The sequence below is a fragment of the Flavobacterium sp. BFFFF1 genome, assembly GCF_002256285.1.
In the GTDB taxonomy this organism is placed as follows: domain Bacteria; phylum Bacteroidota; class Bacteroidia; order Flavobacteriales; family Flavobacteriaceae; genus Flavobacterium.
Genome location: NZ_NKJE01000003.1, coordinates 64,675 through 86,256, shown reverse-complemented (window position 1 = coordinate 86,256; position 21,582 = coordinate 64,675). Strand labels below are relative to the sequence as shown.

Annotated in this window: 23 protein-coding genes; 6 read left to right on the top strand and 17 right to left on the bottom strand. The window is 44.9% G+C overall.

Features of this window, described 5'->3' with window-relative positions; translation table 11 throughout:
* Window positions 1-72: 72 nt before the first annotated feature.
* Window positions 73-1,494: an AAA family ATPase gene (locus CFE23_RS02585; RefSeq protein ID WP_291083562.1), complete on the top strand. Its 1,422-nt coding sequence runs from the start codon at window positions 73-75 to the stop codon at window positions 1,492-1,494.
* Here CFE23_RS02585 and CFE23_RS02580 read toward each other — a convergent pair whose 3' ends face one another.
* A complete protein-coding gene (locus CFE23_RS02580) occupies window positions 1,495-2,172 on the bottom strand; it encodes a hypothetical protein (protein ID WP_291083560.1) in 678 nt (225 codons plus the stop codon). It lies immediately after the preceding gene.
* A gap of 45 nt (window positions 2,173-2,217) precedes the next feature.
* Window positions 2,218-2,634: a DUF1801 domain-containing protein gene (locus CFE23_RS02575; RefSeq protein WP_291083557.1), complete on the bottom strand. Its 417-nt coding sequence runs from the start codon at window positions 2,632-2,634 to the stop codon at window positions 2,218-2,220.
* A 74-nt stretch (window positions 2,635-2,708) separates the two neighbouring features.
* On the opposite strand from CFE23_RS02575, the gene CFE23_RS02570 reads away from it, so the two are divergent.
* A complete protein-coding gene (locus CFE23_RS02570; protein ID WP_291083554.1) occupies window positions 2,709-3,131 on the top strand; it encodes an EamA family transporter in 423 nt (140 codons plus the stop codon).
* Between the two features lie 4 nt (window positions 3,132-3,135).
* Here CFE23_RS02570 and CFE23_RS02565 read toward each other — a convergent pair whose 3' ends face one another.
* From CFE23_RS02565 to CFE23_RS02505, 13 genes are all read right to left on the bottom strand, one after another.
* A complete protein-coding gene (locus tag CFE23_RS02565) occupies window positions 3,136-3,498 on the bottom strand; it encodes a hypothetical protein (RefSeq protein WP_291083551.1) in 363 nt (120 codons plus the stop codon).
* Entirely contained in the window at window positions 3,495-3,986 is a 492-nt protein-coding gene (locus CFE23_RS02560) for a DoxX family protein (RefSeq protein ID WP_291083548.1), read from the bottom strand. Before CFE23_RS02560 ends, CFE23_RS02565 begins: the two co-directional genes overlap by 4 nt.
* A 10-nt stretch (window positions 3,987-3,996) precedes the next feature.
* Window positions 3,997-4,677: a DUF2807 domain-containing protein gene (locus tag CFE23_RS02555; protein WP_291083545.1), complete on the bottom strand. Its 681-nt coding sequence runs from the start codon at window positions 4,675-4,677 to the stop codon at window positions 3,997-3,999.
* An 87-nt stretch (window positions 4,678-4,764) separates the two neighbouring features.
* On the bottom strand, window positions 4,765-5,967 hold the full coding sequence (locus tag CFE23_RS02550; protein ID WP_291083542.1) for an AraC family transcriptional regulator: 1,203 nt from the start codon (window positions 5,965-5,967) through the stop codon (window positions 4,765-4,767).
* A 139-nt stretch (window positions 5,968-6,106) separates the two neighbouring features.
* Window positions 6,107-6,742 carry a hypothetical protein gene (locus CFE23_RS02545; protein ID WP_291083539.1) on the bottom strand — a complete coding sequence of 212 codons (636 nt, stop codon included), beginning with the start codon at window positions 6,740-6,742 and terminating at the stop codon, window positions 6,107-6,109.
* Between the two features lie 135 nt (window positions 6,743-6,877).
* Window positions 6,878-7,255, bottom strand: coding sequence for a hypothetical protein (locus CFE23_RS02540; RefSeq protein WP_291083536.1), 378 nt, complete (start codon window positions 7,253-7,255; stop codon window positions 6,878-6,880).
* A 90-nt stretch (window positions 7,256-7,345) separates the two neighbouring features.
* The gene (locus CFE23_RS02535; protein ID WP_291083534.1) at window positions 7,346-7,906 is read right to left on the bottom strand and encodes a DUF6642 family protein; all 561 of its coding nucleotides are present in this window, start codon (window positions 7,904-7,906) and stop codon (window positions 7,346-7,348) included.
* 63 nt (window positions 7,907-7,969) lie between these two features.
* Window positions 7,970-9,334: an exonuclease domain-containing protein gene (locus tag CFE23_RS02530; RefSeq protein WP_291083531.1), complete on the bottom strand. Its 1,365-nt coding sequence runs from the start codon at window positions 9,332-9,334 to the stop codon at window positions 7,970-7,972.
* Window positions 9,335-9,496: 162 nt separating this feature from the next.
* Window positions 9,497-9,703: a hypothetical protein gene (locus CFE23_RS02525; RefSeq protein WP_291083528.1), complete on the bottom strand. Its 207-nt coding sequence runs from the start codon at window positions 9,701-9,703 to the stop codon at window positions 9,497-9,499.
* Window positions 9,704-9,804: 101 nt separating this feature from the next.
* Window positions 9,805-10,230, bottom strand: a complete 426-nt coding sequence (locus CFE23_RS02520) for a response regulator (RefSeq protein ID WP_291083525.1) — start codon at window positions 10,228-10,230, stop codon at window positions 9,805-9,807.
* Window positions 10,231-10,318: 88 nt separating this feature from the next.
* Window positions 10,319-10,876: a metallophosphoesterase family protein gene (locus CFE23_RS02515; protein ID WP_291083521.1), complete on the bottom strand. Its 558-nt coding sequence runs from the start codon at window positions 10,874-10,876 to the stop codon at window positions 10,319-10,321.
* Window positions 10,877-10,968: 92 nt separating this feature from the next.
* Window positions 10,969-14,955, bottom strand: a complete 3,987-nt coding sequence (locus tag CFE23_RS02510) for a PAS domain S-box protein (RefSeq protein WP_291083517.1) — start codon at window positions 14,953-14,955, stop codon at window positions 10,969-10,971.
* Window positions 14,956-15,562: 607 nt separating this feature from the next.
* On the bottom strand, window positions 15,563-16,048 hold the full coding sequence (locus CFE23_RS02505; protein WP_291083514.1) for a hypothetical protein: 486 nt from the start codon (window positions 16,046-16,048) through the stop codon (window positions 15,563-15,565).
* Between the two features lie 325 nt (window positions 16,049-16,373).
* Between CFE23_RS02505 and CFE23_RS02500 the strand changes: the two genes are divergently transcribed.
* Window positions 16,374-17,867: a S41 family peptidase gene (locus tag CFE23_RS02500; RefSeq protein ID WP_291083511.1), complete on the top strand. Its 1,494-nt coding sequence runs from the start codon at window positions 16,374-16,376 to the stop codon at window positions 17,865-17,867.
* Window positions 17,868-18,163: 296 nt separating this feature from the next.
* Window positions 18,164-18,685: a hypothetical protein gene (locus CFE23_RS02495; protein ID WP_291083508.1), complete on the top strand. Its 522-nt coding sequence runs from the start codon at window positions 18,164-18,166 to the stop codon at window positions 18,683-18,685.
* Window positions 18,686-18,804: 119 nt separating this feature from the next.
* Here CFE23_RS02495 and CFE23_RS02490 read toward each other — a convergent pair whose 3' ends face one another.
* Window positions 18,805-19,194: a hypothetical protein gene (locus tag CFE23_RS02490; protein WP_291083505.1), complete on the bottom strand. Its 390-nt coding sequence runs from the start codon at window positions 19,192-19,194 to the stop codon at window positions 18,805-18,807.
* 180 nt (window positions 19,195-19,374) lie between these two features.
* Between CFE23_RS02490 and kdsB the strand changes: the two genes are divergently transcribed.
* On the top strand, window positions 19,375-20,112 hold the full coding sequence (kdsB, locus tag CFE23_RS02485) for a 3-deoxy-manno-octulosonate cytidylyltransferase (RefSeq protein ID WP_291083501.1): 738 nt from the start codon (window positions 19,375-19,377) through the stop codon (window positions 20,110-20,112).
* A gap of 63 nt (window positions 20,113-20,175) precedes the next feature.
* Here the strand turns inward: kdsB and CFE23_RS02480 are convergent, their stop codons facing one another.
* Complete coding sequence (locus CFE23_RS02480; protein ID WP_291083498.1) at window positions 20,176-20,838, bottom strand: methyltransferase domain-containing protein; 663 nt, start codon at window positions 20,836-20,838, stop codon at window positions 20,176-20,178.
* Between the two features lie 61 nt (window positions 20,839-20,899).
* Between CFE23_RS02480 and CFE23_RS02475 the strand changes: the two genes are divergently transcribed.
* Window positions 20,900-21,469: a 1-acyl-sn-glycerol-3-phosphate acyltransferase gene (locus CFE23_RS02475; protein WP_291083495.1), complete on the top strand. Its 570-nt coding sequence runs from the start codon at window positions 20,900-20,902 to the stop codon at window positions 21,467-21,469.
* Window positions 21,470-21,582 lie beyond the last annotated feature (113 nt).

The window sequence follows — 21,582 nt, the reverse complement described above, 5'->3', positions numbered from 1 at the left end:
ATTTTTTTGGTGGTTTGTGCCCATGATATTTCGGGGAAACTTTGCGTACTTTGCGGCAAGACAAAAAATCACATGGACGCCCGCGAATTCTATACGATCCTGAAAAGAAATTTTCCATTCCAGCCTACCTACAAACAGGATATTTTCTTTCAGCAGGTTTCGGATTTTGTAACCAATAAAATCCAGGACGAAATTTTTGTGCTCAAAGGCTACGCCGGAACTGGAAAAACGACCGTAATTTCAGCCATTGTAAGCAACCTGCCCGAGATCAATAAAAAATATGTATTGCTGGCACCCACCGGGCGCGCTGCTAAAGTCATCGCAAATTACTCAAAGAAACAAGCGCTGACGATTCATAAAAAGATTTATTTTCCAAAGAAAAAAGTAGGCGGGGTATCCTTTACGCTACAGCCCAATAAGCATAAAAACACCATTTTCATTGTTGATGAAGCGTCGATGATCTCCGATTCGGTTTCTGATAGCAAAATGTACGAGAATGGCTCGCTGCTCGATGATTTGATTTCCTATATCTACTCCGGGACGGGCTGTAAATTGATTTTGCTGGGTGATACTGCGCAGCTTCCACCCGTTAATCTGGAGGTATCGCCGGCTTTGGATACGGACACGCTTTCCCTGCATTACCAAAAGGACGTCTACAATATCGAACTCGATGAAGTCATGCGGCAGGAGGAAGGCTCAGGAATTCTGTACAATGCGACCTTGCTTCGAGAGATGCTGCAGGAAGATTTTTACGAGGAATTCAGGTTCGAACTCAGTCATTTCAAGGATATTGTCCGGTTGACAGACAGCTATGAAATTCAGGATGCGATCCACTCCGCTTATGCGAATCTTGGCATTGAGGATACGGCGTTCATAGTCCGGTCAAATAAACGTGCGAACCAATATAACCAACAGATCAGGTCCAGAATCCTAGATAAGGAAAGCGAACTTTCCGCAGGCGATTTACTGATGGTAGTCAAGAACAATTATTTCTGGCTTAAGGAATCGGATGTCGCTGGTTTTATTGCCAATGGTGATATTATTGAAGTACTCCAGATTTATGGCTTGAAAGAGTTGTATGGTTTTAAATTTGCCAAAGTACGCATCCGGATGATCGATTATCCGGAACAGATTCCGTTTGATACCGTGTTGTTGCTCGATACCATCCACAGCGAATCGCCCTCACTGACGTATGACGAATCGAACAAATTGTACAATGAGGTGATGAAGGATTATGAGCATGAAACGGCACAATACCGGCGTTTCCTGAAAGTAAAGGAAAATGAATATTTCAATGCTTTACAGGTGAAGTTCTCATATGCGATCACCTGTCATAAGTCACAAGGTGGTCAATGGAGCACCGTTTTTGTAGAACAACCGTACCTTCCGGATGGCATCAATAGGGATTACGTGCGCTGGTTGTACACCGCGATGACCCGGGCGAAGGATAAATTATACCTGATTGGGTTTGGCAAGGAATATTTTGAAGAGTAATCAATTACACTTCCTTATTTTCAAGGGTTTCAAAACAGTATCCTGATTTTTTTCGGCATTAAACCAATCCATGTAATCAATATAAAACCATTTGTTTTTCCGGGACTCTAAAAATCCCTTAATCCGTTTAAAGACGGGTTCATCAATACCTTCATACTCAAAAGCAAACTGGTGGATTTGAAAAGTTTTCAGTTCCTGCCACTGGCTGCCACAAAGCGAGTAAATAGTGCAATTGCTGATGTTTGTAAAACTATAATTATCCAACACTAAAGCGATCTCGTCTTTCTTATCCTTGTTGTTATCACCCATATTAATCAGGCAATAGAGTCCGCCGCCGGAGCCAAGGTGCAACGTATCGCACTTCCGATTGCGGACAGTTAAAAACACATCGGCGTCAATTCGGTCAAAATAGATTTGTATAGAATCCCATGCGCTGGCCGGAAAACTATCGACAAACTGATGGGTAATGCCACTAAGCGTATTCTGATAAATGGTATCCTGCTTACCATCGCCGTCGAAATCGCCTGTAACCGATAATTTTTTGAGATAGACCAAGGTGTCTTCTACCAACGGTTGTTTGATTTTTGCATACTCGCCTTCAACTTTAGCAGTTGCCCCGATAAACGAATAACCGAAAATGACGAACACCGCCAAAAAAATCAACAAAGGTCGTTTCATATAAAGTGCGTTACTTAGGGACGTTTTATTTTCTTATCATGTATTTCAGGGATATAATTCACGAATCGCTGCCATCGAGTTCAGGATCATCTGCTCCAAAATACCCAAATCAATGTCTTCGAGTTTTTTTACATAAATGCAGGCTTTTGAACTTTTATGTTTCCCCAATTTTTCAAGCAAGGCGTCACGGTCCTTATAATCGGAGGCGAAATACAGGACGATCGCATCTTTTCGCGGCGAAAAACCCGCCAGAGGGGCTTCGCCTTCATGTCCGCTGGCATATTTGTAATGGTAGCTGTCAAACCCGATGATCGTCGGTCCCCACATTTTGGGCTCTTTACCTGTCAGCGAACTGAAAAGTGCCATGAGTTTAAACGAATCGTTGCGTTTTCCTTCGTGACCGACTTTATTGACAAAATCCTCGACATTCACGTCGGTCTCAGTAGTTTTATTTTTTGCCATCGCATTGCGTTTGGACCAAATATAATTAATCCAATCTATTTTTTTAAATTTACGCATACACTTATGCCTTCATTATGAAAAACTGGATCGTCTTCGCGATAATCTCGATGTTCTTCGCCGGACTTACTTCTGTCATAGCCAAGATGGGATTGAAAAATGTCAGCAGCGATACAGGACTTGTAGTACGGACGATTTCAGTGGTGATTGTCGTTGCCATAAATGCGCTATTTTTCCAATCAGCGAAGGATTTTAAGAACCTTTCCGGAAATGATATTCTAATACTTTCCATTTCCGGAATTACTGCTGGGTTGTCCTGGATATTCTACTTCCGCGCGGTAAAGCTCGGCGATGTTTCACAGGTCGCATTGATTGATAAGGGAAGCATTGTGATTACCGTGCTGCTGTCGCTGCTTCTCCTGAATGAACAATTCACATGGAAGATGGCGGTTGGTGGCAGCCTGATCATCGCAGGGCTGTTGGTCCTGACTTTAAAGTAATAGTCTAAGGAAGTTTATCAAATGTGGCTTTGTACACGATCGTATCCTGATTTTTAAAATACACTTTCCTGTTGTCACGCTCCTTAAGTTCAAAATCCCCATTTACAACAAACTTAAATTCGGTAAAAAGATACCCGGTTTTTCCGGTGACGGTAGCTTTATAAAGGCTGTCTTTAGGGTCAAACTGCATCGGATAATCGTTTTCCCAGTTCAGTGGTTTGTCATTTCCGCGAATCCCAACGGTTTTGATGTCTTTGACCGCTTTGGCATCCAGTTCAAAAACGACGGTACGATTGTAAGAGGGCTGCACACAGCTGGTTAGTAATCCCAACACAGCAAGAATGATTAATTTGGTAAATGCATTCATTTTTTGTTTGATTTTAGTGTTAGTAGATAATCGAGTCCAAACTTTCCTGATCCCAAAATAGTGGTAAAGATCGCCACCCATAAAAAGCCCATGCCGGGGAGTTTATTCCACATGTCATCATGTAAATGCTGTACAAAAGAAGCGACAATCATTGTCCAGACCAACAGGAATGAGGCAATACGCGTCTGGAATCCCACCACCAGCATCAAGCCTCCTACCGCTTCGCTGAAGGCACCCATCCAGGCGAAGAACACAGAAAACGTAGCGAATATTCCGCCATACTGGGCGACATCGTTCGGGAACCAGAACGCCACTTCAAACAAACCGAGATTGTTATCGGGAGGGGACCAGGGCATGCCAAACTTGGCAGCACCGAAATTTGAGGTCAGTAAATAGCCGCAGACGATCCTTGGAATTGCGAACAAAAGATCCTGCCACCAATATTTCATTGTCATTGGTTTGGTTAACCGGGAGAGTATTTTTTTCATAGGGATTGTATTAACGTTGGTTTATTTTTTTGATGAGTTTGCCGTTGCCCTGCTTTGATGATGTTTTGGAAAACGATGCCTTTCCGGTGTTGACGATTTCTCCATTGCCTGAACCAGATGCGTCAAGTGCTTCGTTGGCGCATATGGTCACATCGCCGTTGCCTGAGCTTTTAATTTCTGCGACAGCACAAACCAGTTTCCCGGCGTCAACATCGCCGTTTCCATCGTGGCGGATGTCTACCTGGTCTACTTTGCCGGACGCGGTAATGTTGCCATTCGAGAGGTTTTCAATCCGAAGGTAACGGCCAGACAGATTGGTGATGGTAAGGTCGCTGTTGCCATCCTGGATGATGACTGAGGCTTCGGGCATCGTAATCGTAATTTTGACATTCGATTGCCCGATGTACATTTTGCTTTTTTGATTGCCTTTGAATGAAATTGCAAGCAGGTGTTCTTTTTCGTTCCGGGTGAACTCCAAAAGGTCCTGCAGGTTGTCGTCGATCTCGGTCTTAATGGACCAGGTTTTTCCGATTTCGATGGACACCTTTCCCGTAAGATCCATCAGGCTGATCTTGTCAAAGTTTTTGTAATCGTAGGTTTTGGAAATGATTTTTCCGGATCCATTGACTTGCCCGGACATGTGTACTGCAATAAATAATGCAAGTGTGAAGAATAAATTTTTGCTTTTCATGATAATTGATTTTAGCGTTATACAAGGCAAATTTGCGCCATCTATCCGCGTCAATCGCTTCAAATCATGATTTGAGACCTATGTGTATCAGACTGCTGTATAATCTTTTGGTGAGCGGCCTGTGTGTTTTTTAAAAGCCCGGTTGAAAGTGGCCTTTGAATTAAAGCCACAGTCAAATGCAATGCCCAGTAATGTGGATTTTTTATGCGCGCCATCCGCAATACATTTGATAACGGCCTCAGTACGGTACTTATTAATCAGGTCATTAAAATTCTGCCCGAATCCCTGGTTTACCACTTTTGAAATGACCGAGGCATTGCTTTGCAGCAATCGTGCCACCTCTGATAATGTCAATTCCGGATTTTTAAACAGCTGCTGCTGCTCCATCAACGCTTCGATCCGGATTTTCCATTCCCGGATTTCTGCATTGTCAGAAACGGGGATGCTATCCTCTTCCACTGCAATGACATTTTCGGTTTCCGGATGTTGATCGTCTGCCAGCAACATGACCGGATGGGAGTCAAAAAAGGACAACCTGAACGGTATTTTTGAAATCACCGGGTTGGAGTAGGCTGTAATGGCGATGTAATACATCACAATCGAAAAAGCGAGGAAAAACCACCAGCTTCCGGTATACGTCTTTACTTCGGGAAAAATCAATCCAAGCAAATCAAAAGCAATCGGCAACAACATTAAAACCAAAAACGAAACCAAATACGTTTTTACCCATTTAAACAGGATGCTTTCGGCAAAGCTGGTGACCTGGAAAACAAAACGCCTGTAAATATTGTAAAATCGGATACTCAGCACCAGGTAGACAAGCATGGAAATGAATCCGCAGCACTGGTACCAAAAGTCAAAATCCTTATCCGCACCATCAGCATAAAAATAGTAGCCGTGATGGATCAGTTGGTCATATACCCACATCCCAAGACTGTACAACAGGTACAACACTGCGGGAAGAAAATGCCACGCCGACTTTACCGATAACCTGAAATTCGGGTTTAAAAGGCTTTGTGTGTAAAAGAAAATTAAAGGACCAAATAAGAATAATTGATGAAACGGGGTATAAAATAAAATGTCCCGATAAGGTTGGTTGTCGTACCAACCAGCAAACCCAAGCATCCAGGGCGCTACATACAGGCTGCATACAAAAATAAAACCGCTAAGCCAGTAGTTTGATTTGTCTCCATTTTTTATTCCTTTCCTCAAAAGCAACAGGCTGTAAAGAATACCCTGCGAAAAAGTAATGAGCAAAAGCGAACTGTAAAATCCAAATTGGAAAATCATAGGCCGTCGGGTGGTTTTAATTATTTTTTGGGCATACATCACAAATCTATTGGTTTGGAAACAACTATTGCTTTAACAATTATTAAAAAATAACCATTCGGGCAAATTTGCACTACATCAATAAACTTTGCACGACGTCTTAATTGTCTGTGGCGTGGGTAACATCCTTTTTTGGAACAAAATCCGTTGCCTTAGTACCATAATGCAATGCGAGTACCACGACCACGGTCATCGCAAAAAGCGCTTTTTGGATTACAGCCAGGTATTCCAGTACGTCACCTGAGTTGTAAATGTACAACGTTCCATAAAAACCAGCGAGATACAAGACTGCGAGCCATTTAAAAAGGTGAAGCCGCGATTTAAAGATAAATACCGTGATGTAAAAGGTGCTCAGCAGGAAAATACTGCTTGATATCGAGATCATCAGGTCATGCAGGGGCGTTGCGATAAAAACGGCAAACACCATTGAGGTAATCCCTGAATAGCGGATGATTTTTGCCGCGCGTGCGTCAGGGATCTTTCTGGAAAACTCTATGAAGAAAAGGGAGCAGGTGGCAGAAAGGAAGATCATGCTGCAAAGCGCCCAGTACCGCCCGGGATTAGGCATACCATTGATCGCGTCTTCACCAAACAGGTTGCTGACGTAGTTGTGCCGCCAGCTATAACCGACACTATGCTTATCAAACATCGATCCGCCGGGATAAAACATCGCGGCCGTTGTCATCAACAACAGCGTTATGGCAGTGCCAATCAAAATAAAATGCTTCTTTATCATCCGGATGGTCAAATTGCTGTCCGAAAATAAGTAAAATCCGACATACCGTCATCGTTTACGGAGGAATAAATCAATATCATAAAAAAAAGCCGCTGGTTAAATCAACGGCTTGTGAATCAATAATAATGCAAAATTTTAATTAAAATGCTTCGCAATAAAAGATACCAGGTTTTCCTCGCTCATTTTGTTTGAAGTACTTTCTTCCGATTCGGCATTTTTGTATTGTGCCGTTTCCGCAAGAAATTTCATAAATTGTTCCTGCACCTGTCCGGTGCCGGTAATGTGGACCTGGTCGATGTTTGGCATCATTGCCGCGATTTCCTTAAAGAACTTTTGCGTCAGCCCAATTTCGTGGTTGTTTGCCGTTTTTTCGTTTGAATTGTTGTCGCGGGCAGCACTGCTCACGTGGCCCAGTATAATAAAATCACCTTGGCCGTCCTGCGCTTTTCCTACAATCGTTGCATGGTGCGAGTCCATCCAGACCCCAAATTGCTTCTTGTTTTTTTCTGACATATTGTTTACTTTTCTTAAAGGTAGGCCTTATTCCGGCGGGACCTTCGTTTTTGTGTTAACATTATGATTGTGGATAACAACGAAAAGCACTCAATAATAAAGCCTGAAGTCCAACAACTGGCACAGCGCATACTGCTTTTCGTGTAGCGTTTCCACAATGTCAACCACATCGTCATCGTCCTGGCAAAGACTGAAAAACAGGTTGTCTAAACCGCTGCTGCTCACCACCAATGACGGCCTTCCGTAACCTGAAATCGCGCGTGCTCCTGTAACATCAAGGAAGTATTGTGCTTCCTCAGGCGTCAGGTCGAGCACTTTGGCGTTTGCGAAATGCATAATCTTGCCCTTCAGCCTGCCTTCAAAAATTTCCGCGATTTCCTCGAGGCTGTAATAATAATTATTCAGGCAGATGTTATTTTCGGCTCCCTGCATGACGAGGTAGATGATTTCATAATTCTTAAAATGATGGTCGTCGTACAGCAGCGCATTCAGGCTGTCTTCAAGCCCTTCAATCGTGTCACAGGTTTTATAAATGCTTTCAATGCCTTCGCGAGAGGCCAGTTGTTCGAGGTTCCGTAGCACTGGCGTTGCGGTATCGGCTTCAACATCGGCAACGGCTTCAAGGCAGAAAATGAATTTTTCGTAATCCATAGGGGTGTCTTTTGTTCTAAAAAAATAAGCGAAAGTAAGGTGAATACAGTTTAGGGATGAAGTTTAAACTGTGATAATCTTGTTTGGGAATTTCTTTGCAAAATTGCCGATCAGTTGCATGATGTACTGGTTGCTCCGATATGGGATTACGTATTCTTTTAATAGCCCGGCTTCGGTGATGGCAACATCCGTCGGAATGTAACCCATCCCATAAAAACGGCCATTTTCTACCCAGATACAGCTGCGCTCTTCTTCCGACCTGCCTTTATCCAAAATGGCAAAACTGGACCTGCTGTCCGCCAGAAATGCAATCGCTTTGTCAATTTGAGCATTGTGCTGATCGACATTGGGCAATACTTCCGAATCGATGTGGTGAAATGGCTCAAACACCTGCGGAAGGCAGTACTTGCAAAACCTATGGTCGATATCAAATTGTTCTGACAGGCTGCGCAACAGATTGATGCCTTCATGAATCGTATTAAAGGATTCGATACAGCGCTGGAATTTACCGACCTTCCCAATCGCCAGGTAACGGTATCCGCTGCGGGCTTCATATTCATAAAGCCCAAATTTGGCCTCAAAGCGTTTTAACGCGCGGTTGTACGTGGGCCACAACTTTTTGATTTCGGTACATTCAAGCAACAAGGCCATCAGTTCCGTCGCACAAACTTCAAACGAAATGCCGTAGATATCCCGCAAAAAATGCTGCCGCTGCGGTGTGGTGCTGTTCCCGGTGAAGTGGGAGGCCACCCGCTTCTTTATATTGATTGCTTTCCCGACATAAATGACCTTTCGCGCCTCGTTATAGAAATAATAAACGCCCGGTTTCGCAGGCAATTGTTCAAAGTCCTGAGGCGGCAGGTTAGGGGGCAATCGCTGGTCCTGTGCCGTTTTCTTAATCATTTGGGCAATGACCTGTTGGCTATCCGATGCAATCAACTGTGAAAATAAAATGGCAGTCGCATCGGCATCGCCGCCGGCACGGTGTCGGTTTTCGAGCGAAATGTCCAGCGAACGGCATAAGTTCCCCAGGCTGTAAGATGGCAGTCCCGGCTTGATCTTCCTTGCGGCGCGTACGGTGCACAACTTCCTCGCACTCCATTTGAATCCGCTTTCTGAAAGCTGGTGGCATAAGAAGGAATAGTCGAAATTGACATTGTGTGCCACGAATATCCGGTCACTGAGCAATCCGTGTACCTTTTCGGCGATGTCATCAAACACGGGTGCGTCAGCGACCATCTCGTTAGTAATACCGGTCAATGCAAATATCGGCAACGGAATCTCCTGCTGTGGGTTTACCAGCGTTTCCCAACGGTCAATCACTGTAACGCCATCGTGTATGATGATCGCAATTTCCGTAATGCGGCTGCCCCGGGCGTTGCCACCGGTGGTTTCAATATCGACTATGGCGTATTCGTGATTTTTCATTGTCCCAATTCGTGCCCGAACCGCGGTTGATGGTTCAGGAACACCTACAAAACTAAAACATTAAATGACACACCTGCCTTCTTTAACATGATGAAAGCCGTTAAAAAATGACACAAAAAAAAGCGGCACTTTCGTGCCGCCCAAACCAAAACAAGTGAAAAGTTAACGGGTCCCTGACTCCTTTGCATTATCAATGTCGTCATTACGCTCAAGGCGCCCATTTTGATTTTCATCGTTTCCTGTTATGTGTTGTTGCCTGGTGCCGTCCGCAGCAGGTGTGGTAACCGGTGTCGGATCGTCGTGCCGGGATAGATTTTCTGCAACGGGATGTTCCTCCGCTGCCTGGTTGTTTTTATCGGTAGTTTCCATCGGATAGTTTTAGTGTTGCTTTACTGTAAAATTATCGGATGGTTTGCCCATAATTTTACAGTATTCTGTATAAATCTTATGGGATTCAGGTACCTTGACTTTTATCCGGTATATTCCGGAGAAACGCAGTGCTGCCAATAGTTAATAATCACGGTCAGGACTTTCTTTAGCTCGGTGTAATTGGAAGGCTTGACGAAAAATCCCTGAATCGATTTGGAGTAGGCATCGATTACGTATTGCTGTTCGGCGGAAGTAGTGAAGAACAGGTACGGAATGGATTTGATTTCGAGCGCTTTGTTTTCACGGACCTTATCCCTTAATTCCAATCCGCTCAACCGGGGCATGTTGATGTCCGAAAAAATGATGAAAGGCTTGATTTTGGTTTCGGTTAAGAATTCCAGCGCTTTTTCTGCTTCTGAGAAAAATATGATCTCATTGGTACAGTCCAGTTCGGCATACACTTCGGCAATTACCTCCTGGTCGTCTGTGTCGTCTTCAATAAAAATAATGGGGCCTCGTTTGTTCATTTTTGGATTTTTCCAAAGGTAACCTTTAATACCGCCCCACGTTCAAAGCGGAACGGTTAATTCAAAAGGGGATGCATCCACGAGTGCACTAACGCGGCCCAAACGGCGCTTTCCATTGCTTACGTTTCATGATCGCTTTTACTTCGTCATACGAAATAGGGTAGAAGTCATGGCAATCCACACCCACATCTATGGCCAGTTTGTGTTCCTTGTCTGGCAGCGTGCCATGCGTATGCCCGTAAAGGTGCCACGATTCCCGGAAGTCATTCCGCCAAATGCGCATCGCATAGTGGAACAGGATGATCAGCCGCGAGCCATTGAAGGCATCGGGATCTTTTATCGTGACTTCGTGATAATCCTTGATCCATTTGAAGCGTTTGGGCAGGGCCAGCGCCGTCTTGTCGTGGTTGCCTTTGATGAGGTAAATGGTGCCGTTCAACTGATTTAACACGTCGGTGAGCGCTTCCGTTGTGCTCAGCGCGAAGTCGCCAAGGTGGTACACTTCGTCTTCCGGTGCAACGCGTTCGTTCCAGCGTCTGATCAATTCGCGGTCCATCTCTTCGGCATTTGCGAATGGGCGGTTGGTTAGTTTGATGATATTGGCGTGACCAAAATGCTGGTCCGAGGTGAAGAATATTTTAGACATTGGATTGTGTAAATAGTTTTAAATCGTAATGATAGTTTAATTTAGGAAGGATCATATGCCTAAGCCAATGCGCCATTCGGAACCTGATTTGATTAGCTTGTGGTTTGCATTTTGGCATCCGGTATCGCTTTTACATGGTCCCTGCAGGGAATGTAGATATCAAAAGTAGCCCCTTTGTTGATTGTTCCGTTTGCAGTGATGACGCCATGGTGGTTGTCTACAATCTTTTTTACGATAGCAAGGCCGATACCAGTACCTTCATACTCATTTCGGGCGTGAAGCCGCTGGAAAACTTCAAATATCTTTTCGCTGTATTCTTGTTCAAAACCAATGCCGTTATCAGAAACGGAAATATGGCAATAGTTCTTTTTTAACAGATTCAGGGTTTTCAATTCCCTTCCGTCTACAACCTCACATTTAATTTCGATGTGGGGCAGGCGCTGTGGACTCGCAAACTTTAACGCGTTCGATATTAAATTCACGAGCAACTGTCGAAACTGAAACGGAATAATATCGGTGACGCACAAATGGTTTGTCGAAATCGTGGCACGCTTTTCGTTCAATTCTTCGTGAAAATCCTCCCTGATCTCGTCGACGATTTTATTCAGGTCTGTCGTTTCAAATTCGTATTCAGCCGGATTGATGCGTGAGTACGCCAGTAAATCCTGAATCAACGTCTGCATCCTGTTTGCAGCATTCTGCATCCGCAGAAACATGTCCTTGCCATCGGTAGACAAATTATCCTGCTCTTTTTCGGATATCCGGCTGGCAAAAGTCTGGATCTTCCGCAACGGCTCCTGTAGGTCATGGCTGCTGATGTAGGCAAAAGACTGCAGTTCCTTGTTCATTTTCTGCAACTGTACATTGTTCAACTCCAATTGTTTTGTACGTTCCTTAACCTCTAATTCCAGTTTCCGGGTAAAGGTTTTCTGTTCCTCAATATCCGTACTTGTTCCCACCCACATTTGAATCTTCCCATCCTGATCCCGTTGTGGTATCGCCCGGCTCAGCTGCCAGCGGTAGGTGCCATCGTGTTTCCTGAAGCGGTGCTCGAATAAAAAATCAGTGCCTGTGGAAATGGCATGGAGCCACTGTTTAATATTCGCTTCCCGATCATCAGGGTGAACGATGTCCATCCAGCCTTTTTCATGGATCTCATCCCACGTCAGTCCGGAATAATCAAAGACCGAACGGTTGTAGTAATTCAAATTCCCTTCCGGATCCGAAGTCCAGATGTGTTGCGGCATCGAGTCTGCCAGCAGGCGGAACTTTTCCTCACTTTCCTTGATGATCTTCTGAAATTGCTTTTGCTCCGTGACATCCCGGAATATCCAACTGCATCCATAGTAGTTCCCGTCAGCGCCCGCTACATGGTATCCATACCGCTCAATAACCTTCCCGTTCTTTAACTCGAGTTCGTCTACGCTCACGGCATCGCGATTCTCATACATCCAGTTTACACGCACCATAAAGGTCTCCGGATGGACCAATTGTGTCAGTGCAAATTCCAATGCTGCATGATCGTCTTTAGCGTCCACAATGGTCTGGGGCATGTTCCATATTTCAATAAAACGGTGGTTATACGAAAGCATATTCCCTTTTGTATCCACCAACAGGATGCCGTCCAGACTCGATTCGTTATGCGCTTCCAGCAGTGCTTTCCGGTATTCCAGCTGAGACAATATTATTTTCTGCTCGTTGATGTTGATGCCGGTTCCGATAAAGCCGGAAAATTCACCCGACTCCACCTGTGGTACGGCCTTAATATAAAACCACTGGTATTGTTGCGTGGCGGCATTCAGCACGCGAAATTCACACGTGAACGTTTGTTGCTCCGATACGGCCTGCGCAAAAGACTGCAGCACAACGGCTATATCTTCCGAATGTACTTTTTCTTCCCAGGTACGGCCCGTGAAAGCGGTATAATCTTCAATGCCAATAAAATGGAGCAATTCCGGATTGGCATATAAAACATTGACTTCCTTGTCCGTCAGCCAAACCCACATGGGGGCCTGGTCTGCAAGTACTTTGAATTGTTCCTCTGCCTGTTTCTGTTCGTTGATGTCGGTATTCGTGCCAAACCATCGGATGATTTGTCCCGCTGCATCCCGAATCGGCAATGCCCTGCTCAGGAACCAGCGGTATTCGCCGTCTTTACTTCGGATCGGAAAGGTATCTTCCCACACTTCACCCGTATCCCAGGAATGCTGTATTTTAGCCACAACCCGTTCCAGATGATCCGGGTGGTGTACCTTTGTCCAGCCCCATCCCTCCATTTCTTCAAGCGTGGTTCCCGTATAATCGAACCAGCGTTTGTTGTACCAGTATATCGACCCTTTGTCATCGGCCATCCAGGCAAACTGCGAGATGTTGTCAGACAGGGCGCTGAATTGGGCTTCGCGTTCTTCAATCTTCCTGCGGGCCAGCAGCTGTTCCGTGATGTCAATCGCAACCGATAAGACACCGTTTACGTTGTGGTGGCTGTCAAACAGGGGTTCGTAAACAAAATTGGCATAAATCGTTTCTTCCCTGCCGTTCCGAATCAAAGTTATCGGGAATTCATCTGCTACAAACGGTTTGCCGGTTTCGAACACATGCGCAATCCGTTGCTCAAAATCCTGTCCCGTACTTTCAGGGATGGCCTCAAAGATGGGTTTGTTCATGACCTGCCCGTATGTCCTGCCCCAAAGCTGAAGCTGCTTTTCGTTGGCAACTTCTACGACGAACTGCGGACCCCTTAATACACTCATCGCCACGGGTGCCTGTTCGACCATATTGCGAAAGCGCTCGTTACTTTCCCGAATAATTTCCGCGGATTCCTTTTGCTTTGTGATGTCCTGTACGACGCCGGTGTACCGAATCGCTTCCCCATTCTGATTGTAAGTTGCTTTACCCTTAGAGCGCAGCCACCGCAGTTGTCCATTGCTGATGCCAATGACGCGGTATTCCAGTTCATATAGACCGCCTCGCTTCAACTGTTCCTGCTGTTGTGCAATGGACATCGATCTTCCCCGGTCGTCGGGATGTATAGCTGACAGATAAGTCTCATAATTGACAGGCGCATCTTTTGGCAATCCGAACAATTCCCGGGTCTTATCAGACCAGATCAGTTGTTTGGTGTTCGGGAAGAAATCGAACGTGCCGAATTCGCCACCCTCGATGGCAATGCGCAACTGTGCTTCGCTTTCCTCGAGTGTTTTTCTGGAACACACTTTTTCAGTCACTTCCTGCAACACGCCGTTAAACCGGTAAGCGATTTTTTCCTCGTTAAACCATGCCCTTCCTTTGCCTTCAACGACGATTTCTCTTTGCGTTAACGGGTTAATGATCGTGTACTCTTCGTCAAAAATACCGCCTGACGAATAATCCAAAGCCTTGTAGATGGCCATGATGATCCGTTCGCGGTCTTTGTCGGCAATGGCATCTGTAGCGTGGTGGAGCGCAATTTTTTCATCGGCGCACAATCCAAACCAGTCTTTCAAACGATCGTTGGCCGAAAATTTATTGGTGAAAGGGTCATAATCCCAGGTCCCGAGTTCAGCCGCGTCCATCGCAAACTTCAACTCTTTGGTGCTTTCTATCAGCTCTGCCTGTACCCTGATTTTTTCGGTCGTTTCTACAACGGTGATCAGCACGCCGCCGATGGCTCCCGTTTCCGTTCGGATGGGGCTGTACGAAAAGTCAAAATAACACTCCTCCTCATAGCCATTTCGGTTTAATAAGAGCAGGAAATCGGTATGCCGTATGGATTCTCCGTGCATCACGGCGTCAAACATTGGGCCGATGGTGTCCCATATTTCAGGAAAGGTATTGCGGACGCTGTTCCCAAGCGCTTTAGGGTGTTTGGTCGCGCCGAGGATGGGGCGGTATCCATCGTTGTAAAGCTGGGTGTATTCCGTGCCCCAGATGACAGACATGCCAAACGGATTCTCGAGCATCACCGCCACGGTCGTCTGCAGGCTCTGTGGCCAGTGTGCCGGGTCGCCCAAAGCCGTCCGGCTCCAGTCCTTCGCCCGGATCAATTCGCCCATTTGCCCGCCTCCATTAAGGAAATAGTGGTCGGCATTCGTGTAGCCCATCGGTTGTTGAGGTTTGTGTTTATGCTATTTTTTGCGTTACAAAAGCCGGTCGGTTCAACCGCAATGTAAACCGTTTTAAAGATACTTCTTTTTTATAATATCAAATGGCGTGATCAAAAAATGATGTGTTTCGGGATGGGGCGGTTTGATCGTGTCCACCCAAATGGCATTGGCTTCATTCCATCGGTAGGGTGCGGGACATCGGCTATCGGGAGCCCATTCCCGGTGACGAACCCAATTACGCCAACGGCAACGTCCATCACCCCACATGTACCATTCGCAAGCCCATATGCCCCGCCCACGACCCGGTTGATGAGATCCCGACGCCCTGAAACCCCGTCCGACAACGTGGTCTACCACGTCGTTTACTCCGTTAACCCCGTTGTCATACGTGGTCGACCAAATCTTTTGCCCCATTTACCCCGTCGTGTAACGGGGTACACCACGTCATTTAACCCGTTTACCACATGATATGACGTGGTTTACCACGTCCGGAACCTGGTGTACCACGTTGTATAACCCGATTGACGGAGTTCAGGACGTGGTCAACCACGTCCGGGCATAAAAAAACCCGGAATAATCCGGGTCTCGTGTGGCTCAAAGCCTCTTAGGCTTCTTTTTCTTTCTTAGAGGTACGGGGATCACCACCGGTAAAGAATTGTGATAGTTCATTTACTTTGGTATTGTACCCGGTAGCCTGCGTCGCCGATTTGTACTTCGCATAATCATAGTCGGTTAACGAAGCCTGGTAATTGTCGTAATCATGAAGGATCTTCGCGCCGCTTAAGCCATCAATCAGGCTCTGGAGCCTCTGGATGGTCGTTTGCAGGTAGTTCCGCGTGTCATGATCGTTTGCAAACTCTACCCAATCCACATCCGGGCTACTTAACGTAGGCTGGCTGTCGCGGTAATCTTTTACCTTGTTGATGATGAGTTTGTTCTGTTCGTTTACGCTGCCGTACTGCTGGCGCTCGGCAGCGTCAAGGTTAGCCACTTTGTTAGCCAAAGCGGTTTCAAGTGTTGCAAGCGCAGTATTGACTGCGGTCTTGTCTGCGGCAGCGAAGTGCCTGCTGTCAAAATTTGTAAAAGGCATAAATCAAAAAATTAATTGTTAATAAGAATAAAACTACTAAAACAGTGTTTTTAGCAATACGTCATTAACAGAAATTTAGCTATTTTAATATATATTTAGTATTTTGTTAACAAATCAATGTGCTTATTTTAGATATTTAGGATATTTTTAAACACATTTTCGCAATATTCGTATTTCAATTAGCTGTGTGCCATTTTTAGGAACAATAGAAGGAATCTAAACACAAAAATTTCGTCTCAAATCATAATTTGAGTCTAAAAAACTAGTGTTTGCCACCCTTTTTTTTAAAATAAAGTGAAGCTTTGCATTACAAAAACTAAAATTCATGAAGAAGCTTTTACTTCTAATTTCTTTCTTGCCATTAACTACTGTTACAAATGTCAATGGACAGCCTTCGCTTCTGAGCGTCAAACAGCAAAATGAGGAGTTCGCAATTTTCAAAGGCGGACTTCAGGAAGGCCATTCGGGACTCTACTATTTCATTACCGAAACTGCCTTCCGTAAAAAATGTGATAGTATTCAAAATACTTTCGAGAATAATTCCAGCATTGAAAACTACTACTTAAAGCTTCGGTATTTAATTACTACTTTGAATCACGGCCATACAAGAATATCATTGCCAAACAACGGTAATGTGAATTACAGAATGGCAGTTCTGGACACTACAAAACTTTATCTGCCCTATGAATTTTTGATTGTAAACAAACAACTAATTATTAAAGAGGATTGTAGTAAAGAACAACTCTTTCCCAGATACTCGGTAGTAAAAAGTATAAACAATTTAAGCGCAAAAAAACTTATTGAGCGGATGATAAAATATATTCCGGCGGATGGAATAAATCAGACATTCAAATACTATTCCCTCTATAATTATTTCTATTTTAATTATTTGTTCAACTTATTTTATCCAGAAAAAAAAGGAATTGCAATTCAGTTAGAAAATGATAAAACAGACTATTACATAGAACTACTTGTTCCAAAAGCAATAGACAATATATACACTTCCAAGAACAAGAAAAGTATCAGTCAGTATGATAAGCAACTAGCATACAAACTTGGTCTTCCGAATAAGACTGCCTATCTAAAAATTGGCAGTTTTTATAAAGGATTCATTGAAAATTTTGGACAGAAATATGAACAGTTTTTAGACAGCACGTTTACAGATATCAAATCTAACGGTATCCAGAATGTTATACTCGATCTTCGAAATAATGAAGGCGGAGGTGATGGCTATGACAATATACTACTTTCATATTTGAATAGTGCTCCTGCTAAATCCAAAGGCATTATAAAAGTTCCTGGGAGCGAATTTAAATTTAGTCAATATACAATAGATTTGTCTGACGATGTCAAAGGATTTATTGCGAATCCAAAAGAGTTTTTAAGAGACGATAGTAGCAATTACATCAAGGATGTGTATGTAGAAATGATGTCGCCAGAAAATAAAAACGTTCCAAAAGATGTTTTCACAGGTAATCTTGTAGTACTGATAAATGGTGGTTCTTTTTCAGCCACAAATGGAGTAGTCAGTGAACTCTACAAAAACAGAGAAAAATCCCAAAGAAAAATTTACTTTGTAGGTGAAGAAAACGGCGGTGATATTTTTTGCAATACAATTTGTGCTGGGCAAGGTTATAAAATCAAGTTACCCTACAGTGGAATTGAAGTTGACATGCCATTCTTGTGCTTTGGCGAATTAAACAAAGATTACTCCAAAAAAAGATTACCAGATTATCAAGTTTTCGAAACACCGTCAGATTTAAAAGCTAATAAAGACAGCGTTTTAAACTTTGCGATAATTCAATGCAAAATGAAATAAAACGGCACACAACAGCGGTTTCACACAATTGCTCCTCACCTTGTAAAATGTAATCGCTTTTTCCATAACGTCTTTTTGTCCAGCCCATTGTATTCAGTTCCAAAGGCCGCAACTGAGTTGTGAGGGCGTCGGATGTTATTGCAGCACCGGTATGAGCCGATTGTATAAACCCAAGTATTCACCGTCAAAAGCGACATGAAACCATTAGGGTTGCCCCGTAAATCCCACAATATTAAACGGGCAGTCCATAAATTTTTGGCGTACCCTTGCCGTAGTTTTACGTGAAACGGAATTTCGTGTTCCGTCCTCGGAATCTAAAGAAGAGTATCATTATGGGAACAATAAAAAACACGTTGGCAGGGCTGGCTGGAGCCGTCGCGCTGAATGTACTGCATGAGTCGCTAAAGCACCTGCACAACACGCCGCGGATCGACCTGTTGGGCGAAGAAGCGCTACAGGAGGGGCTTGAGCAGATGGGAATCGATAAAATCAAAGACAAAGACACCCTTTATGGCGCAACGCTGGGCGGTGACATCCTGTCGAATGCGGCCTATTACAGCCTCATTGGCGCCGGACAGCCTGAACATTACTGGGCGCGGGCCATTACACTGGGCGTGGTGGCTGGTGTGGGCGCGGTGGTGCTTCCTGAAAAGATGGGGCTGCATGACCAACCCGTTGCCAGGAACAACACGGTGAAGGCGCTGACGGTGGGTTATTACGTCGTGGGAGCGCTGGTGACCGCCGCGGTACTGTCGGCAGGCCGCGACAAACCCTCGGAGAAAATCGATCGGCTGGTGCGCAGGTATGGGTTGGAATAGCAGATACTGCGCGCAGGATTGCGGGCCATTTTGGATAAAAAGCAAAGGCCAATAGGACTTCCACGGACGGAAATGCTATTGGCCTTTTTATGTCGTGCCAACTGATGTTGGACACCGATTTATTCCTTGATCCGAACCATGTGCAGAATGGCACCGGCCGCGCTGATGTCGAGATTTGTATCGGTCAGAAGCAGGATTTCGCCGTCTTCGCCACCATCCATGCCTTCCATGCTTTGCGTCATGGTCTTCCCGTCCGCTGAAATGGCGTAAACGCCCTGTACTTTGCGTTGTTGTGCATTGGTTTCAAATTTCCCGTCTTTCTTCAGGCATACGACGCTGTTGATGGCAGCATCTGCATCTTCTTTGCCGGGGTCATTGGGGTCTTCAAACTCCATTTTGACGAGTTTCCAGCAACCCACGATCTTGTCCTTATTTTCCTTTTGTGCCTGTGCATGGGCATAGAAAAGCGTGGTGGCAAAAAGGGCGAGTAGTAGTTTTTTGTGTTTCATATTTAATTGGTATTGGTTAGGTTTACGAACGAAGTTTGTGATAGTTTAGTATGCGAAGCGACCGGATTATGAATACTCAGCCACTATCTAACTTTGCGACTTTGCTACTTTGCCACTTTACAACCCTGCCACCCAATAAACAAAAACCCTTATCTTAGCATCCAAATTCCAATTCCGCCCATGAAAATTATAGCCGTCATTCCCGCCCGTTATGCCTCCACCCGTTTTCCTGCCAAACTGATGCAGGACCTTAGCGGGAAGCCCGTGATCCTGCGAACCTATGAGGCGGCAGTGGCTACAGGTTTGTTCGATGAGGTATTTGTCGTGACTGATTCTGTGATCATTTACGACGCGGTCACCGTCAGCGGGGGTAAGGCGATTATGAGTATGAAGGAACACGAGTCGGGCAGCGACCGCATTGCTGAGGCCGTGGAGCACCTTGATGTGGATGTCGTGGTCAATGTGCAGGGCGATGAGCCTTTTATCGATTCGGAGCCGTTGGCGAAGCTGATTCAGGTGTTTAAGGCTGATACGGCCCAGCAGGTTGATCTTGGCTCATTGATGTGCCAGATTACCGCCGAAGTGGATATCAACAACCCAAACGTTGTAAAAGTAGTCGTGGATCAGAATGGCTTTGCGTTGTACTTTTCCCGTTCTGTGATTCCGTATCCCAGGGAAAAGAACGTCGGGGTGCGTTATTTCCGCCATATTGGGATTTATGCCTTCCGCAAACAGGCCTTGCTGGACTTCTACCGCCTTCCGATGCAATCGCTGGAGGCGTCGGAGAAGCTGGAGCAACTGCGCTATCTTGAATTCGGGAAGAAAATAAAAATGGTCGAAACCACACACGCCGGGATTGGGATTGACACGCCGGAAGATTTGGACAAAGCACGTACAATTATGAGTTACAAATTATGAATTATGATAAATTATGAGTTCCTGTGCCTCAATTCGTAATTCCTAATTCCCAATTCGTAATTCTCAACCCTTCCTTGCAATAATCAACTCATTGTGTTCCTCGACCCTTGGGATCAGTTGGATATCAAATCCCAGCGGCTGAACCTCTTTGATGTATTGCTGGTTGCGCAGGTTGTCTTTAGCGCTGAGCAGCATGGTGTTGAATAACAGGATGCCGCGATCCTCAAGCAGGAAATGCAGTCTTTTGGAAAAGAATGCCTCAAACAGGAAGTTCGGCATCGTAGTGTCCTGGAAGATGTCGATGATGATGAGGTTGTATTTGTGTTTGGTTTTAAGTACAAACTCGAACGCATCGTCAATAATAATGTCCAGGTTTGGGATTTCGTTCAGCTTAAAATATTCGTTTGCCATCGCGATGACCTGTGCATCGATGTCGACACCGGTGATTTTTCCTTTGAACTTTACTTCATCAACCAATGTCTTGATGACACTTCCGCCGGCCACGCCGAGCACGAGGATGTGTTCCATGGTGCAGATTTCCTTATACCCGATCGATTGAAGGCCTTTGCGGAGGATGCGCTGGAGGCTGCCATAGGAGTAGTTTGTGTTTTTGGAATCCATCACGAGCTGGCCGTTGTTCCAGGTAATTTCAAGGTTTTTGCTCCATGTGGATTTCCTGCTCGCGACGTTCATCGGGATAAGGTAACTGAGCAGCCTGCGAACCATAGTGTTGAATTTTGCTCAAAATAAGCCAATAATATTATTTTTACCAAAATATTGAAGGCGAATGAAGCGAATCATCTACAAATTTATTTTTTTCAGGCTGATGGGCTGGCGTATTACTGGTACGATGGACGCGCGTATCCGGAAGTCGGTACTGATGGTACTGCCACACACGTCGTGGATTGATTTCTTTATTGGATTGTTTACGAGGGGAATTGTGGGGCTCGACATGCACTGGGTAGGGAAGCAGGAGCTGTTTCGGGTTCCTTTGGGTGGCTTTTTCCGTTGGATGGGTGGTGCACCCCTGGACCGCAGTGGCGGGCGCAATACCGTTGATGCAATTGCGGAAACTTTTCGGGAACGTGAGGTGTTCCGGATGGCCATTTCTCCGGAAGGCACGCGGAAGTGGGTTGGCGAACTCCGGTCAGGATTTTATTTCATTGCGCTCAAAGCGGGAGTTCCGATCATTCCCATCGCGTTTGATTACGGGAAAAGGCAGGTTGTCCTCTATCCGGCGTTTTATCCCACAGGAAATTTCGATACCGATATGAAAATTTTAATTGCTTATTTTGAAGGAGTTACAGGTAAATTCCCCGAAAAAAGCTTTGGATATCAAAAAAAAACATCCAAATGAAAACCAAACCCTTTTTTGTATCGTAAATGAGTGTATAAAGGTTGCTGAGATGCTGATCCTTTTTGCCCCCAAATACTGAGAATAAAAAAATAGGCAGTTTTGCTGCCGTGGAG

Coding starts and splice junctions, on each gene's coding strand:
- CFE23_RS02585 (WP_291083562.1), top strand. CDS start 73: ATGGACGCCCGCGAATTCTATACGATCCTGAAAAGAAATTTTCCATTC.
- CFE23_RS02580 (WP_291083560.1), bottom strand. CDS start 2,172: ATGAAACGACCTTTGTTGATTTTTTTGGCGGTGTTCGTCATTTTCGGT.
- CFE23_RS02575 (WP_291083557.1), bottom strand. CDS start 2,634: ATGGCAAAAAATAAAACTACTGAGACCGACGTGAATGTCGAGGATTTT.
- CFE23_RS02570 (WP_291083554.1), top strand. CDS start 2,709: ATGAAAAACTGGATCGTCTTCGCGATAATCTCGATGTTCTTCGCCGGA.
- CFE23_RS02565 (WP_291083551.1), bottom strand. CDS start 3,498: ATGAATGCATTTACCAAATTAATCATTCTTGCTGTGTTGGGATTACTA.
- CFE23_RS02560 (WP_291083548.1), bottom strand. CDS start 3,986: ATGAAAAAAATACTCTCCCGGTTAACCAAACCAATGACAATGAAATAT.
- CFE23_RS02555 (WP_291083545.1), bottom strand. CDS start 4,677: ATGAAAAGCAAAAATTTATTCTTCACACTTGCATTATTTATTGCAGTA.
- CFE23_RS02550 (WP_291083542.1), bottom strand. CDS start 5,967: ATGATTTTCCAATTTGGATTTTACAGTTCGCTTTTGCTCATTACTTTT.
- CFE23_RS02545 (WP_291083539.1), bottom strand. CDS start 6,742: ATGATAAAGAAGCATTTTATTTTGATTGGCACTGCCATAACGCTGTTG.
- CFE23_RS02540 (WP_291083536.1), bottom strand. CDS start 7,255: ATGTCAGAAAAAAACAAGAAGCAATTTGGGGTCTGGATGGACTCGCAC.
- CFE23_RS02535 (WP_291083534.1), bottom strand. CDS start 7,906: ATGGATTACGAAAAATTCATTTTCTGCCTTGAAGCCGTTGCCGATGTT.
- CFE23_RS02530 (WP_291083531.1), bottom strand. CDS start 9,334: ATGAAAAATCACGAATACGCCATAGTCGATATTGAAACCACCGGTGGC.
- CFE23_RS02525 (WP_291083528.1), bottom strand. CDS start 9,703: ATGGAAACTACCGATAAAAACAACCAGGCAGCGGAGGAACATCCCGTT.
- CFE23_RS02520 (WP_291083525.1), bottom strand. CDS start 10,230: ATGAACAAACGAGGCCCCATTATTTTTATTGAAGACGACACAGACGAC.
- CFE23_RS02515 (WP_291083521.1), bottom strand. CDS start 10,876: ATGTCTAAAATATTCTTCACCTCGGACCAGCATTTTGGTCACGCCAAT.
- CFE23_RS02510 (WP_291083517.1), bottom strand. CDS start 14,955: ATGGGCTACACGAATGCCGACCACTATTTCCTTAATGGAGGCGGGCAA.
- CFE23_RS02505 (WP_291083514.1), bottom strand. CDS start 16,048: ATGCCTTTTACAAATTTTGACAGCAGGCACTTCGCTGCCGCAGACAAG.
- CFE23_RS02500 (WP_291083511.1), top strand. CDS start 16,374: ATGAAGAAGCTTTTACTTCTAATTTCTTTCTTGCCATTAACTACTGTT.
- CFE23_RS02490 (WP_291083505.1), bottom strand. CDS start 19,194: ATGAAACACAAAAAACTACTACTCGCCCTTTTTGCCACCACGCTTTTC.
- kdsB (WP_291083501.1), top strand. CDS start 19,375: ATGAAAATTATAGCCGTCATTCCCGCCCGTTATGCCTCCACCCGTTTT.
- CFE23_RS02480 (WP_291083498.1), bottom strand. CDS start 20,838: ATGGTTCGCAGGCTGCTCAGTTACCTTATCCCGATGAACGTCGCGAGC.
- CFE23_RS02475 (WP_291083495.1), top strand. CDS start 20,900: ATGAAGCGAATCATCTACAAATTTATTTTTTTCAGGCTGATGGGCTGG.